The sequence below is a fragment of the Methylobacterium sp. Leaf93 genome (genome assembly GCF_001422345.1).
GTDB classification, from domain to species: domain Bacteria; phylum Pseudomonadota; class Alphaproteobacteria; order Rhizobiales; family Beijerinckiaceae; genus Methylobacterium; species Methylobacterium bullatum.
Genome location: NZ_LMMS01000005.1, coordinates 93,826 through 107,862, shown reverse-complemented (window position 1 = coordinate 107,862; position 14,037 = coordinate 93,826). Strand labels below are relative to the sequence as shown.

Below are 14,037 nucleotides of genomic sequence, written 5' to 3'. Positions count from 1 at the left end.
CGGTGATGTCGATGACGGATCGGTGGTGTGCGGGGACGGCGTTTCCGGCGGGTGCCTATCGTCGCAGCCGGTTGCCCAGGACGAAGCCGAACAGGCCCATCAGGATGATGCCGGCGGCGCCCTCGATCCCGACGAGGAGGTTGGTGAATCGCCCGACCGGCTTGACGCCGATCTCGGGAGGGTTGGCCGTCATCATGTTGAGGGCGCTGTAGCTGAGGAGGTCGAGGGGGTTGTACGTCGCACTTCCATTGCCGCCCTCGGGGATCAGCCCGCCGGCGATGCCGAACAGGGCTCCAAAGACGAAGATCAGGATCACGAAGGCGCGGGCGATGCGCGACAGGCTCTCCCCGTAATCGCACAGCCATTCCACGAACCGGTCGGCGACCCAGCGATAGCCCGATTGCAGGACGGGCTTCCAGGTTTTGGGCACCCTTGTCCGTCGGGACCAGGCCGCCCGCGACTCGGCGCCGGCATGGAGCCGGCCCATGCGACGCCCGCGCTTGTAGGCCCAGCTCGCCTCGTCATGGCTGCCGATGCTCTTCATGTTGTGCTCGATGGCGAGGTAGCTCGCCTGCGCGGCCTCGTACTCGCCCGCGATCTCCTCACCCACCGCGCCGCCGAGCTGGTCCACCCGGAAGCGGACACCGGTGAGGAGCGCCCCGGAGAACCGCGCATGGCGCAGGCGGCACGACATCAGGTTGAGGCGCACGAGGTTGGTGTCGGACAAATCGGCCCCGGAGAGGTCGGCCCCGTCGAGGGCGGCGCCGGAGAGGCTGGCGCCGCGCAGGCGCGAGCCGGCCAGACGCGCCTTCTTGAGGCTCGCCCCGTCGAAATTGGCGAAGGTCAGGTTCATGTCGGAGAGGTTCGCCTCGTCGAGGCGGCCGCCGTCGAACCGGCTGTAATCGGCATCCGCCCCGGTGAAGTCGGCCCCCCAGAGATCGGCGCGGGCGAAGGTCGCCCCGTCGAGAAGAGCGTGCTGCATCCGGGCAAAGCGCATCGTCGCGCCCGTGAAGTCGGCATCCTCCAGCATCGCGTCGGAGAAACGCGCCTCGCCTCCGACGATGCCGGTGAAGTTCGCGCCGCTGCAATCGGCCTCGCTGAAATTCGCCTCCTCCAGGATGGCGCCTTCGAAACGGGCGGAGCGGGCCAGCGCTCCGACGAGGGAGGCGCCGGACAGGTTGGCGCCGGAGAGGTCGGCCTCGACGAGGTCGGCTCCGTCGAGATGCGCGCGGCACAGGCCGAGTCCGCGATGCTTGGCGTCCCACCACGGGGGAACCGCCTCGCCGGGCGGGATGCGCGCCAGCAGGACCTCGCGCCCGGCCCGGAGGCCGGACAAGGCGAGGCGCTCGTCATCGGCGCGGAAGGGTTGCCCGTCCGCTTCCGCGATACGGGCCAGCAGCCCTTCGGTAGCGGCGTGGGCGGGGGTGGGATCGCGATCGGCCATGGCCTCAGCCGCGTCCCGCCCGCCCCGGCGCGGCATAGCGCAGGGCCGCGTCGAGGGCATCGTTGAGGGAGGTCACCAGCACGTCGGCGGAGGTGGTCCGGCGCAGGCGGTCGAGGGTCGAGGGGTCGCGCTCGCGCCAGAACCCGACGAGCACCTTCACGCCCGGCAGTTCCTTGCGGGCTTGGCGGACGGTGAGGCGGATCTGCGAGAGGCTGACCGGTTCGAGATAGGAGAAGCAGATCATCGCGATCTCGTCCGCGCGTTCCGGCCGCTTGTCGGCGCGCAGGTCGGCGAGGGAGGTCATCTGGGCGGCGAGACCATGACGGCCGAGGATCTGGCTCAGCATCAGAGTCGCGGCCTCGTCGAAGGGACCGCGGCTCGACACACAGAGGATCGGGGTGGCGCCGCGCCACTTCGCGGCGAGATCGTCCCGCGCCAGTACGATGCCGGCGCTGCTGCGATCCGGTCCGGCAGCGGCGATGGCCGCCGCCGCTTCGGCATTTCCGGCGGAGCCCGACCGCTTGATCGGCGCGAGTTTGAGCCTGTCGACCACGGTGCGGATCGCCGCGCCGACCTCGCTCTGGCGCGATCGGTCGAGGGCCCCGCGGGCGAGGTCGTCCTGCGCGAGGCGAAGGCCCGCCAGCACGACCTCATCGTAATAGGTCACCAGCGCCCGCGCCTTCAGCACCTGCCGGCCCTGCTCGATCGCCTCGGCCGGGTCTCCGGCGAGCATGCGCTGGTAGAAGATTTCGGGCGGCGCCAGAGCCGGCTGGTCGCCGAGGATGACGTCGAGGAACCAGAGCCGGTCCACGTGGCGGCCGAGGACGACGAGGCAGACCGTGATCGGCGTCGCGAGGACGAGGCCGATCGGTCCCCAGAGGAAGGTCCACACCGTGGCCGCCAGGATGACCGCCAGCGGCGAGAGGCCGGTGGAATGGCCGTAGAGCAGCGGTTCGACAACATGGCCGGCGATGGGCTCGACGATGAGGAACAGGAGCGCGGTGGCGATGACCATCGACCAGCCGGGATCCACCGCCGCCGCCAGGATCAGGGGGAGCAGGGCGCTGATGGCGCCGCCGATATAGGGCACGAAGCGCAGGATGGCGGCGAGCACGCCGAACAGGATCGGGCTCGGCACGCCGATGAACCAGAGGCCGGTGCCGATGACCGCGCCGAAGGCGATGTTGAGGGCGAGCTGCGCCAGGAAGAACCGGCTGAGCCGGTTGGTGGCGTCGTCGATGGCCGCCGTGGTGCGACGGAGGTCACCCGAGCCGGCGAGCCGGATGGCGCGGTTCCGCAGGTCCTCCCGCTGCAGCAGGATGAAGATCGTGAAGAGCAGGATCAGGCCCGCTGTGGCGAGCGGGTGCAGGATCGGCCCGACGAAGGCGCCGAGCGTCGTGGCGAGGGCGGCCTGCGGGGTCGCGACCACCACGTGGAGGGGGTTGGCGCGGCTGCCCGACCGGCCCGGAAGGTCTTCGTCCTTCGAAGGCGCTGGTTGCAACTCCTCGCCGAGGTCCTGCACCATGTCGACGATGCGCGACAGGGTTCCGCTGCCCGAGGTCGCCTCCTTCACCGAGGCGATCTTCTCGCGGATGGTGATCTGGTAGCGCGGTAGGTCGGAGGCGAGCTGCCCCGCCTCGGTGGTGATGAGCAGCCCGACCCCGATGATCGCCGCGAAGGCCGCCACCACCACGAGGGGCGCCGCAGCGGCGCGCGGCACCATCGCCCGCCTCAGCACGCGCACGGCGGGCACCAGGACGAAGCTGAGGAGGATCGCCAGGACCACGGGCACGATGATGTCGCGGCCGAAATACAGCATCGACGCGATGGTGACGACCAGCAGGCACGAGGCCAGGATCGTGAACACCGGCATCGCCTGCCGCATCAGGCGCGCGGTGATGGGATCGTCACTCATGGAGGATGGGTCTTCTCGTCTCGACGCGTGTCAGTGGAAGCCCCGTCCCGTCGGGACGCGGGAAGTCCTGGATCGGACGGCGGTCAGGCCGGCGTTTCCGCGCCGCCCAAAGCCGCGCCGATCTGGGTGAGGAGCTTCGAAAAGTCGATGGGCTTGGGATGATAATCGTCGCAGCCGGCCTGGATCGCCTTGTCGCGGTCGCCGAGCATGGCGTGGGCGGTGAGCGCGATGATCGGGATGTCCCGGGTGTCGCCGCTGGATTTCAGCGCGCGGGCCGCCGACCAGCCGTCGAGGATGGGCAGGTTCATATCGAGGAGGATCACGTCCGGCCGTCCGGCACGCGCCTGCTGCACGCCGGCTTCGCCGTCATGGGCCAGGATAACGTCGTATCCACGTCGCTTGAGACGGCGGGACAGGAAGTCCCAGATCTCTTCGTGATCTTCCACCAGTAGGATCTTGGCCATCAAGGGAACTCCGGCATCATGTCGACCCGACTCGTCGGGGCTGCGTTTGCGTGAGTGGTCGTTTGGGAGGCCGGGAGCCCTCACATCCGATCGCTCGTGTCTTGGTCATCACGTTCCGTGCCTGCCGGCCCGGCCGCCACGTCTTTGTCACGACGTCTTTGCCCGCCTCCGTCGAAGACCGGTGCCGGATAGGTCCGGGCATTCGGCGGATGGGTGCAAAGAGGCATCGTCCCCTCCCCGCCCGGCCCCGGATGGTCGCTCCGCACGACGGAGCGCTCTGGTGTCAGGCGTGGTGACGAAGTGCAACGCACCAATCGTGCTTACGGTCCTTGGGCACGACAATTCTGTCGCCCGTCACGGAGGGAGATCCAAGGGGTAGGGCCTGGAGCGAGACCCGGAGGCCTCGCTAGAGCGCACTCGTGACGAGGATCGCGGCGACGACGGCGACGGCGTCCTCGGTGAAGGCGGCGGGCCGGTCCGAACCGAAGGCGGCGGCCATCCGCGCCCTCGCCCGCGCGCCGCCCAGCGTACCGATGACGGCGCCCGCCGCGCCCGCCAGGGCTCCGGCGACGGGCTGTCCCAGGCCGGTCCCGATCGCGCCTCCGCAGAGGGTGCCGCTCGCGATCCGCGCGGCGAATTGAATGGGCACGGTGCGGCTTGGCGTGGCGGGAAGCGTGTCCGTGACGAACTCGGCGAGCGCGAGAAGGGTGAGGATGACGGCCGTCGAGCGGTAGCCGAGAAAGGCAAGCCAGCTCCCGTCGAGGGAGATCCAGCCGAGATGCGCCGCCCAGGCGATGGCCGCCGGCGCGGTCATGGTCCGCAGACCCGCCACCATCCCGATCAATCCTGCGAGAACGATCCCGGCCATGGAGTATGTCCCGCTGCGACGCCATCGTCGAAGCCGGAAGATCGACCGGGCAAGGGCCAAGTCAAGGTGGGGTTATGGAAACAGCGCCGAGCGAGCCTCCGGCGCGAAAGCCCGGCCCGAACGAAAACGGGGCCCCGCAGGGCCCCGTGATCCGTCACTGGCCGTCGATCTGGCGTCCGAGCTGGGCGATCGCCTTCTGGTAGACGGTGGCCGCGTTCCATCCCTGGATCGCCGCGAAGTTCGGCTCGCCCGGCTGGTATCCGGCTCCGGCCTTCCAGCCGTGACCCTTCAGGAAGTTCGCGGTAGCGTTGAGGGCATTCGGAATGCTGTCGAGGCTTCCGCCGGTGCCGTAGGTCAGCACGTTCTTGGGCAGGAACTGGGTATGGCCGACCTCGCCATGGGCGGCGCCGCGGGTCCCGGAGTTGAGGATGCCGCGATCGACGAGGGTGAGGGCCGCGTAGAGCTGGTCGGTGAAGAAGTCCGAGCGGCGGCAATCATAGGCGAGGGTCGCCACGGCGGAGAGCGTGTTGATGTTGCCGCGAACCGCGCCGAAGCCGGTCTCCATGCCCCAGATCGCCAGGAGCGGGCCGGCCGGCACGCCGTAGCGCTGCTCGATCGAGTCGAACAGGGCCGCGTTGGTCTGCTTCAGCTTGCGGCCGCGGGCGACGATGGTGGGGCCCCCGCGCTTGGCCAGGAACTGGTCGAGGGTCAAACGGAAGCTCTTCTGGCCCCGGTCGGCCGAGATGGTGGCGCCGGAATAGGAGGTCTCCATCAGGGCGGCGAGGCTCGCGGCGCTGGCGCGTCCCTTCGCTTCCTGCGCGAACTGGGTCTTCCACGCCTCGAAACCGCTGGCCGTGTTGCCGCACTGGGCCGCCTGCGCCGTGCCGGCCATGCAGGCCAGGGCACCGAGGGCGGCGGCGATGGCCCCCTTGTAGCCGCGTCTGGTCATCCGAAACTCCTTCGTCGCGGCAGCTCTCGGGAGACTGCCAGCTTTGCCGACCGCCCTAAGCCGTTCCGCAGGGGAAGGCTACAACCTTGCCGAGGTGTCGGTGCGGCCCGTACCAGTTCCCGGCAAGATGTGATCTTCCGGTTACCACCCTGACCTTCCGCGCGTGCGCGGCCCGCGCCCGATCCCGCATGGCTCCCCGTGAAAGCCCGCCGGCTTCGGGACGAATCCGCCCAGCTTCCTCGTGCCGCCGGAAACCCGATGCGCCCGATCCTTCGCGCCTCTCGGGGGTGGCCCGTTCGTCTCCGCGCCTCGCCCCCGCCTTTGGCTTGTCAGGCTATTGTGCAGTGGATCGCGGCCAGCGGAAATTTATTGTCTGATGAATTATTCTTTCAGATGAAAAATATCGCCTATAAAACTACCGTTAAACTGCATTTTTAGAAGAATTACAAAGTTTATACTGGATATTGTCAGGATATGACTTTGGTTATACTTGTGTTTCTGGAGTGTTTCAGGAGTAGACGATGCCCCACCAGACCGGATGCCTACCTCAGGTGGCGAGGCTCGACCGCAGAGCCGCCAATCGCCTGCCATGGTTGCTGGCGGGCGGCGCCGCCCTCGTCCTCGCGGACACGGCCTGGGCTCAGAACAACCCGGCGGCGGTGCAGACCCCCTCCACGACCGCCGTGTCCCTCGATCAGATCACCGTCGATGGCGATGGCAGCGGCACCATCGGGTATCAGCCCCGGCGGACCAGTTTCGGGGCCGGGTCGGACACCTCGCTCCTCGACACCCCCGCCAACATCGCCGTAGTGTCCGCCACCGTCCTGCGCGACCAGCGCGTGCTGTCCCTCGACGAGGCCTTGCGCAACGTCAGCGGCACCGCCCAGGCCAACAGCCTCGGTGGCACGCAGGAGGGTGTGATACGGCGCGGATTCGGGACGACGCGGGACAGTTCGATCCTGCGGGACGGTCGCCGCACGGTCCTGCAGCAGAACTTCAACTACGCCATCGAGCAGGTGGAGGTGCTGAAAGGCCCTGCCTCACTCCTCTACGGCATCTCGGAACCGGGCGGCCTCATCAACCTCGTCTCGAAGCGTCCCGAATTCACCCCGCACGGCGCCCTCAGCATCACCGGAACGAGCTTCGGCGGCGGCCTCGTCCAGGCCGACGTGACCGGGCCGGTGGAGGGCACCAACCTCGCCTACCGGGTGGTCGGCGACTTCCAGGATTACCAATACTGGCGCAATTTCGGCGCGATCGAACGGCAGGTCGTGGCCCCGTCGCTCACCTGGAAGGGCGACGACACCAAGGTGACGGTGGCCTACGAGTTCTCGCATTATAATATCCCGTTCGACCGCGGCGCCATCTTCGATCCGCGCAACGGCCAGCCCCTGCGGGTCCCGCGCGACCGCCGCTTCGACGAACGCTTCAGCCGCGTGGACGCCACCAGCCATCTCGCCAGCCTCGACATCGAGCATCGCTTCAACGACGATTGGCGGCTGCATTTCGGCTACAGCTTCAGCCATCTCGGCTACGACGACAATCAGGTCCGCGCGGTCTCGTACAATGCCGAGACGGGCTTCCTGACCCGACGGGCCGATTCAACCCAGGGCGGCGATTTCAACGCCCATGTGGCACGCCTCGATCTGACCGGACGGGTCGACACCTTCGGCCTGAGGCACGACATCCTGGCGGGCGCGATGTACGAGCGGGTGGACTACTTCCGCAAGACCACCATTCGCGGAGCGAACCAGGGCGGTTTCAACGTCTTCGACCCGGTCTATGGTCGCCTCGGCCCGTCGAACCAGGTTTCACTCACGGGCAGCGACGTCCGCGACCGGCTCAACAACACCAGCCTCTACCTCCAGGATTCGTTCCACCTCACCGACCAGCTCATCCTGGTGGCCGGTGTCAGCGCCCAGATCTACGATCAGCTCGCCTATGCCGGGCGGCCGTCCGTGGTCACCACCGACATCAACGGCGTGCAGCCGGTCCCGCGTGCCGGGATCGTCTACAAGCTGACGCCCGATCTCTCGCTCTATGGCAGCTTCAGCCGCTCGTTCCGGCCCAACGTCACCGATCTGGAGACCAACGGCTCCCTCGCCCCCGAGGAGGGGGAGGCCTACGAGGTCGGCGTAAAGGCGGATCTCGGCCCCGGCCTCACCGTGACGGGGGCGATGTTCGATGTCGAGAAGGCGAACGTGCTGGTCACCCAGGTGGTTGACGGAGCGCGGATCGCCACCACCGCCGGCAAGGCCCGTTCGCGCGGGTTCGAACTCGACGTCGCCGGCCAGATCCTGCCCGATTGGGCGGTGATCGGCAGCTACGGCTTCACCCAGGCCCTCGTGACCGAGGATCCCATCCTCGCGGGCAAGGAGCTTCAGAACACGCCGCGCGTGACGGCGTCTGCCTTCCTCACCCACCAGTTCGGCGCGGTGACGCGGGAGGACGAGCTCGGCTCGCTGCGCCTCGGCCCCGGTTTCCTCGAGGCCGGCTTCGGCACCCGCTATATCGGCGAGCGGCCGGGCGATGCCGCCAACACCTTCACCATGCCCCACTACCTCGTCTGCGATGCCTTCCTGGCCTATCGCACGGCGGTGAACGGTCGGGCGACGACGATCCAGCTCAACCTCAAGAACCTGTTCGACGAGACCTATTATTCGTCGTCGGCGGCCAGCAACCTGCTGGTGGCCGTGGGCGAGCCGTTCCAGGCCCTGGTCACGGCGCGTGTGACGTGGTGAGGGCAATCCGCCGCCATCGTCAGAAGGACAGCCTCATCCCGGCGACCACGTTGCGCGGTGCCCCGGCGAAGACAGAGCCCGGGGTGGTGGCGAGCACGCTCGCGCCGTTCTGCAGGCCGGTCGTGGAACTGAGGGAGTTCGCGAGGTTCTGGGCCGAGGAGACGTAGGTCTCGTCGAAGACGTTGCGGACTTCCGCGTAGAGGTTGATGCGCTTGGCGTAGCCGCCGGGGAGGTCGGCCGCGTAATGCACGTTGGCATTGACGACGGTGTAGCCCGGCGCCTTCAACTGGTTGGCGTTGTCGATGAAGAACCCGTCCTGGACGACCGCTTCCACATAAGCGCCGAGGCCGGCGAGCGGCCCCGTCGGCTGGTCGTAGCCGATGCGGGCGAGGAGCTGATGGGCGGGCACGCCGGGAATGGCGTTGCCGGCGCGGTCGAACCTTTCGGTGACTGGGCGGGCTCCTGAGCATGGGAGGCTGAACGGAGGGCTGACCTGGCAGACGCTGAGCTGCTCGGTGTATGTCGTATAAATCTGGTCGTCGAACGTGTAGGCGGCCACCGCCCGCCATCCGGGTGAGAAGGCCCAGTCCGCCGCGAACTCGATGCCGCGATGCTCCGAGGCCGGGGCGTTGAACGTGTAGCTCAGGAGCCCGGCGCCGGGGGATTGCGATACGAGCTCGTTGCGGAAGAACTCGTAGAAGCCGGTGAGGCTGAGGCGCAGATTTTCCGTCGGAGTCCAGTCGGCGCCGAGATCGAAGCCGAGATTCTCCTGGGTCTGGAGTTGGGTGTTGCTGCCCGGAAGACCGGCGGGGGTGATGAACAGGTTGCTCGCCGCCGGCGTGGTGTAGCCCGTGGCGGCCCGCCCCCGGAAGGCCCAGGCGGCGTTGGGCCGGTAGACCAGGGCGAGTTCGGGGGCAACGTTGAGGAAGCTGCGGTCGGTCGTCGCCACCGTCGTCGTCCGTTCCGTCGCCGAATAGCCGTAGGCGAGGTTGCGCCCGGTGATGGTGGTGTTCTCCGCCGCGATGCCGAGGACACCCGTCCACTGGTCCGAGAGCGCGACCTCCGTGCGAGCACGGCCGCCGAGGTTGGATTGCACCGCCTCCTGGTCGCCGATCAGCGCGCCGAGGGTCGGCCCGCCATAGGGGGCGCGGTTGAATGTGGTGATGTGGTTGTCGATGGTGTTGTAGGCGAGCGCCACGTAGCCCACCGCCGGAAGGCCGAACAGGTCGCCGCGCCGGGTCAGGTCGGTGAGGAAGTTCCAGGACGGATAGGAGCCGCGCGACGAGGACGTATAGAAAGGCTGGTTGAAGTTGCGCTCGTCGAAGCCGAGCTGCGTGCGCCACGTGGTCTGCGCGTCGATGTCGTGTTCCCAGCGTGCCGCCACGATGGTGCGGCGGTCCTTGCGCCCGAAGGCGCCCTCGTCCGCCGTGACCGGCACGGTGGCGCCGAAGGCCCCGTTGATGCGCAGGTTCGTGAGCGTGCAGCCCGGGGCCGCGGTGGCCGCCGCCGCGCAGCCGCGCTGGTAGGGGTTGATGCCGAACTGGTCGAGGGAGGAGCGGGCGGGAAGGTCCGCGTTCACCTGGTTGTTGATCACCTTCAGGGTGAAGCGGTTGTCCGGGGTCGGGGTGTAGCTCGCCAGCAGGTTGATGGTCTGGGTGTCGTAGGAGGAATGGTCCTGGTAGCCGTTGCCGCGCGCGTCGCTGGCGAACAGGCTGATCTCCACCGGACCGCTGGCGCCGCCCACGGTGAAGTAATTGCTGAGATAGCCGAAGCTGCCCGCATCGGTGCCGATCTCGTAGCCGTTGATCTCGCGGCCGGTCCGCGTCCGGAAGGCCAGCGCGCCGCCGGTGGCGTAATTGCCGAACAGGGCCGATTGCGGCCCGCGGAACACGTCGATGCGGGAATAGGCGCGCGGATCGACGAGATCGAACCGGGAGGCGCCGTCCGGCTGCGTCAGGATGAACCCGTCCTCCAGGACCACCATGTTCTTGGTGACGCCGGTGGAACGGGCGTTGTTGCCCCGGATCGAGATGACGACGTCGCGCGCGCCGTTGCCCTGGCGCACGGTGACGCCCGGGCTGTTGACGAGGACCGAGCCGATATCGGTGGCGGGCCGGTCGCCGATCGTGCCGCTGCGCCCGACCTGGGTCACCACCTGCCCCACGGGCTGTTCGATGACGCTGGGCGCCGAGCCCTGGGGCGAGGCGACGCCGAAGCCGCTCCGGCCTGGCTCTCCGACGACGGAGAGTTCCGGCAGCGTGACGCCGTCCTCGGCGGCTTGCGCCAGGGCGTCGGCGTTCGCGAGCGGCAGGGCGGCGAGGGCGAGGAGGGCATGCCGGGCGCCGATGCGGCGGGCGGCGTGAGGGGGACGGGAGCTGGGCATCGAGGGGGTTCGTTCCGGATCGCGGCAGAGGGGATGCGCCGTGGGGGACGGCGCGCGCTGGATCAGGACGCGGTCGGCGGCGCGCGCGGCTGGCCGGACGGGCGATGCGGACGGGCCGGCACGGATGGCGGCGGGATCGCCCAGGCCAGCGCATGCCATCCCAGGCGCCGCGCCACCGACGGCGCCTGGGGAACCAGGGGGCTCGACAGCCCGAGGGCGCAGAGCGGGCAGGCCTTGCAGGCCGGCGTGGCGGGAGCCTGATCTCCGATGGCGGGAGAGCCCTCCGCATGGCCGCAGATCGCCGAATGGTCGAGGGCGGCGAGCGCTCCCGGAATCCGCAAGCCGGCCAGCGGCGCGATCGCCTGTCCCCACAGGGCGAGCAGGATCAACCCGCTGCCGAGGCAGAGGCGCAGGGTGCGACGCAGGCGGATGAGGTCGGTCACGGGCGCGGTCGCCGCGTCGCTCGGATCAGGCCGCCGCCGGTCGCCGCGCTTGGCGCCGGAGGGCCTGGATGCCGAGGTCGAGCCCGATCATGGCGAGGATGGCGAGGCCGGTCAGCGGAAACAGAGCGCCCAGCCCGAGGACCAGGGCGGTGACCGTGGCGGCGATCCGGCGGTCGCGCGGCCAGGGCGGGACGCCGAGACCGCTGGCGGGCCGGCGCTTCCACCACATCACCGCGGCGGTGACGCTCAGCAGGATCGTGGCGAGGCAGAAGGCGAGCATCGCCAACTGGTTCAGGCGGCCCCAATACTCGCCCTTGTGCAGGCCGATTCCGTACTGGATCGCCTGCCCGACACTGCCGAGATCGGCGAAGGCCACGTCCACCAGAGGGGCGCCGGTATATTGGTCGAGGGAGATCAGCCGCTGGCGGTCGACGTCGCGCGGGTAGATCGCGGCGGCATAGATGCCGGTGGGTCCCTCGGGCAGCGCGACCTCGTAGCCCCGTGGCATGCCGAGGCCGTCGAGGATGGCCAGGGCCCGGTCGAGGCCGATGGCGGGCGCGTCCGCCGGTTGCGAGACCGGCATGGGTGCGTCCTCCATGGTCCAGCCTGCCTGGGTCAGCCGGTCCTTCATCGGCACGGCGGACACCGCCTTCCCTGCCCACAGGGCGCGCGGCTGGCCGAGCCCCGCCTCGTTGGACAGGGCGCGGACCTGCTGGCCCCACCAGACCGACCAGGGCAGGCCGGTGATCGCGAGGAAGAACAGGCCGGCGCCGGCCACGAGCCCGGTCACCGCGTGGAGGTCTCGCCACCAGACACGCTTGGACGGTGTTGCCCGCACGGTGACGACACCACCCCCCTTCCCGCCCCCTTGCCCGCGCGGCCACCACAGATAGGTGCCGGTGACGACGAGGATGATCGCGAACCCCGCCACCACCTCCACGATCCCGTTGGCGACCGTGCCGAAATAGCTGAGGCTGTGCAGGCGCCTCACCACCATCATCGGGTCGCTCTCGACGTTCACGACGTCGAGGACGTCGGCGTTGTACGGGTTGAGGTAGACCTGAATCCGGCTGCCGCCTTCCCGCATGGTCACGAGGGCGGAGGCGGTGGCGGAGGCCTGGCCGGTGAAGGAGACCGGCACACCGCCCGGAACCGCTTCGGAGGCGGTGTAGACGAGGCGGCTCGCGCTCACGGACGCCCGGTTCTGCGCCGCCACCTCGGTGCGGTGGGCGAAGAGCGTGGCGTTGATCTCGTCCTTGTACAGGTAGATCGCGCCGGTCGTCGAGAGCAGGACGAGGAACGGCAGGCACAGCAGCCCGGCATAGAAGTGCCAGCGCCAGACGGCGCGATAGATGCCGTCGCGCGACGCGCGCATGGCGTCGGACCCGCGAAATGCGTGGGCGCCGCCCTGGGACGATGGGGTCATCGGGGTCAATCCGGGTCTGAGCGATCGAAACGGTCTAATCTCTCAGGCGGACGGCGGACCTCGCGATCCGATGGATTGGTCGGGCGGTGCCCGCGCGGAGGGGACCGCCACGTCCGGACGTGGCGCAAGCGCGGCCGGGCGGGCCTGCCAGACCACCGTTTCGAAGGCCGTGTCCTGTCCCGGCGCCTGCGGTCCCGCATGGGCCGCCGTGCAGCACGCATGCGCGCAGGCTTGGCTCGCATCGGCGGGATCGTCCGGAGCGTCATGCCCGCAAAGGGCGCTTTCCCATCCCGCCGGGGCCGGTGGCGCCATCGTGCCGAGGAAGGCCTGGAGGCACAGGCCATAGAGCGCGATCACGGCGATGATCGCGCGCAGGCCGGGCATCCCTGGCGAGAGCTTCCGCATGACTTGGCCTTACGGCAGAGGTTCTCGCGCCGTCAACGTGGTTCCTCCGGGTTGGCAGGCTCGTCCCCGACGGGGGGAGCCCTTGAGCAGACAGATGTCGGAGAAATCGCGGACCTTAAGCACCGGCATGCTCGGCGATGTAATGGCCGATGGCGCTGGCGGCGTTGAGCATGTGGGCGCGCATGCGCCTCGCGGCGGCGTCGCCGTCGCCCTCCGCGATGGCGGCCAGGATCTCGCCGTGCTCGGCGCGCGAGGTCCGGATCCGCTCGCCATGGCGTAGCTGCGTGCGGCGAAACCCCGAGAGCCGCGTGCGCAAGGCGAGCGCCTGTTCCAGCAGGAAGCCGTTATGGGTGGCGCCGTAGAGGGCCTCGTGGAAGCCGCGGTTCAGCGTGTCGTAGGCGTCCACATCGCCCACCTCCACCATCGCCTCCGATTGGGCATGCAGGTCCATGAGGTGGCTGCGCTCGAGCGGCGTCATCCGGTAGGTGGCGAGGCGCACGCACATCGCCTCGAACTCGGCGGTCGCCTCGAACATGTCCATGATCCGCTCCGGCGTCATCCGGGTGACGACGACGCCCCGGCGCGGGCGCAACTCCACGAGACCGTTGAAGGCGAGCTGGCGCAACGCCTCCCGCACCGGCGTGCGGGAGGCACCGAAGCGGTCGGCGAGATCCTGTTCGTCCAGGGCCGTGCCCGCGCTCAGGGTGCCGGCTGCGATCTCGTCGGTCAGGGCGTTGCGGATCAGGTCGGAGAGAAGCCCCCGCTCCTCGGCGATGCCGTCCATGGTCGTCGTCCCCTCCCCGCTTGCGTTGCCGGCCCGCCTTACGATGTCCCTCATCGCAGATGGGGCGGATCGTCAAGCGGGACTGGGATGCTCCTAGCACGCCCGGAATGCTGAGGCCTCGTCCTGTCGCCATCTCGTATTCTTTACCTCGCCGATAACCCATATCGGTATACCCAGAATTGACTTGGTCGCCGGACGGGGTACGCATGGTGCGA

General features: G+C 69.0%; 11 protein-coding genes. 1 reads left to right on the top strand and 10 read right to left on the bottom strand.

Translation table 11 applies throughout. The features are described from left to right. Positions 1–55: 55 nt before the first annotated feature. The 5 genes from ASF26_RS06425 to ASF26_RS06405 all read right to left on the bottom strand — a co-directional run bounded on the left by ASF26_RS06425 (position 56) and on the right by ASF26_RS06405 (position 5,640). Entirely contained in the window at positions 56–1,444 is a 1,389-nt protein-coding gene (locus tag ASF26_RS06425) for a pentapeptide repeat-containing protein (protein WP_056251124.1), read from the bottom strand. A gap of 4 nt (positions 1,445–1,448) precedes the next feature. Next, on the bottom strand, positions 1,449–3,359 hold the full coding sequence (locus ASF26_RS06420) for an AI-2E family transporter (protein WP_056251054.1): 1,911 nt from the start codon (positions 3,357–3,359) through the stop codon (positions 1,449–1,451). A gap of 83 nt (positions 3,360–3,442) precedes the next feature. Beyond that, positions 3,443–3,823: a response regulator gene (locus tag ASF26_RS06415; protein ID WP_018043373.1), complete on the bottom strand. Its 381-nt coding sequence runs from the start codon at positions 3,821–3,823 to the stop codon at positions 3,443–3,445. A 406-nt stretch (positions 3,824–4,229) separates the two neighbouring features. Continuing rightward, a complete protein-coding gene (locus ASF26_RS06410) occupies positions 4,230–4,691 on the bottom strand; it encodes a DUF4126 family protein (protein ID WP_056251051.1) in 462 nt (153 codons plus the stop codon). Between the two features lie 154 nt (positions 4,692–4,845). Then, positions 4,846–5,640, bottom strand: a complete 795-nt coding sequence (locus ASF26_RS06405; RefSeq protein WP_018043371.1) for a lytic transglycosylase domain-containing protein — start codon at positions 5,638–5,640, stop codon at positions 4,846–4,848. Between the two features lie 521 nt (positions 5,641–6,161). On the opposite strand from ASF26_RS06405, the gene ASF26_RS06400 reads away from it, so the two are divergent. Next, positions 6,162–8,381: a TonB-dependent siderophore receptor gene (locus ASF26_RS06400; RefSeq protein ID WP_244475850.1), complete on the top strand. Its 2,220-nt coding sequence runs from the start codon at positions 6,162–6,164 to the stop codon at positions 8,379–8,381. A gap of 19 nt (positions 8,382–8,400) precedes the next feature. On the opposite strand, the gene ASF26_RS06395 is transcribed toward ASF26_RS06400, so the two are convergent. The 5 genes from ASF26_RS06395 to ASF26_RS06375 form a co-directional block, all read right to left on the bottom strand. Next, the gene (locus ASF26_RS06395; RefSeq protein ID WP_056251045.1) at positions 8,401–10,764 is read right to left on the bottom strand and encodes a TonB-dependent receptor; all 2,364 of its coding nucleotides are present in this window, start codon (positions 10,762–10,764) and stop codon (positions 8,401–8,403) included. A 62-nt stretch (positions 10,765–10,826) separates the two neighbouring features. Then, positions 10,827–11,207 (bottom strand): hypothetical protein, encoded by a 381-nt coding sequence (locus ASF26_RS06390; protein WP_056251041.1) that lies wholly within the window; start codon positions 11,205–11,207, stop codon positions 10,827–10,829. 25 nt (positions 11,208–11,232) lie between these two features. Next, entirely contained in the window at positions 11,233–12,633 is a 1,401-nt protein-coding gene (locus ASF26_RS06385; RefSeq protein ID WP_056251038.1) for a PepSY domain-containing protein, read from the bottom strand. A gap of 42 nt (positions 12,634–12,675) precedes the next feature. Beyond that, positions 12,676–13,017, bottom strand: a complete 342-nt coding sequence (locus tag ASF26_RS06380; RefSeq protein WP_056251034.1) for a hypothetical protein — start codon at positions 13,015–13,017, stop codon at positions 12,676–12,678. Positions 13,018–13,153: 136 nt separating this feature from the next. Further along, positions 13,154–13,822, bottom strand: coding sequence for a GntR family transcriptional regulator (locus ASF26_RS06375; RefSeq protein WP_056251031.1), 669 nt, complete (start codon positions 13,820–13,822; stop codon positions 13,154–13,156). Between the last annotated feature and the right edge of the window lie 215 nt (positions 13,823–14,037).

What these genes read in the sequence shown, in the direction of transcription:
- ASF26_RS06375 (WP_056251031.1), bottom strand. Translation starts at nt 13,822, where the DNA reads ATGGACGGCATCGCCGAGGAGCGGGGGCTTCTCTCCGACCTGATCCGC.
- ASF26_RS06420 (WP_056251054.1), bottom strand. Translation starts at nt 3,359, where the DNA reads ATGAGTGACGATCCCATCACCGCGCGCCTGATGCGGCAGGCGATGCCG.
- ASF26_RS06395 (WP_056251045.1), bottom strand. Translation starts at nt 10,764, where the DNA reads ATGCCCAGCTCCCGTCCCCCTCACGCCGCCCGCCGCATCGGCGCCCGG.
- ASF26_RS06400 (WP_244475850.1), top strand. Translation starts at nt 6,162, where the DNA reads ATGCCCCACCAGACCGGATGCCTACCTCAGGTGGCGAGGCTCGACCGC.
- ASF26_RS06410 (WP_056251051.1), bottom strand. Translation starts at nt 4,691, where the DNA reads ATGGCCGGGATCGTTCTCGCAGGATTGATCGGGATGGTGGCGGGTCTG.
- ASF26_RS06425 (WP_056251124.1), bottom strand. Translation starts at nt 1,444, where the DNA reads ATGGCCGATCGCGATCCCACCCCCGCCCACGCCGCTACCGAAGGGCTG.
- ASF26_RS06415 (WP_018043373.1), bottom strand. Translation starts at nt 3,823, where the DNA reads ATGGCCAAGATCCTACTGGTGGAAGATCACGAAGAGATCTGGGACTTC.
- ASF26_RS06380 (WP_056251034.1), bottom strand. Translation starts at nt 13,017, where the DNA reads ATGCCCGGCCTGCGCGCGATCATCGCCGTGATCGCGCTCTATGGCCTG.
- ASF26_RS06405 (WP_018043371.1), bottom strand. Translation starts at nt 5,640, where the DNA reads ATGACCAGACGCGGCTACAAGGGGGCCATCGCCGCCGCCCTCGGTGCC.
- ASF26_RS06385 (WP_056251038.1), bottom strand. Translation starts at nt 12,633, where the DNA reads ATGACCCCATCGTCCCAGGGCGGCGCCCACGCATTTCGCGGGTCCGAC.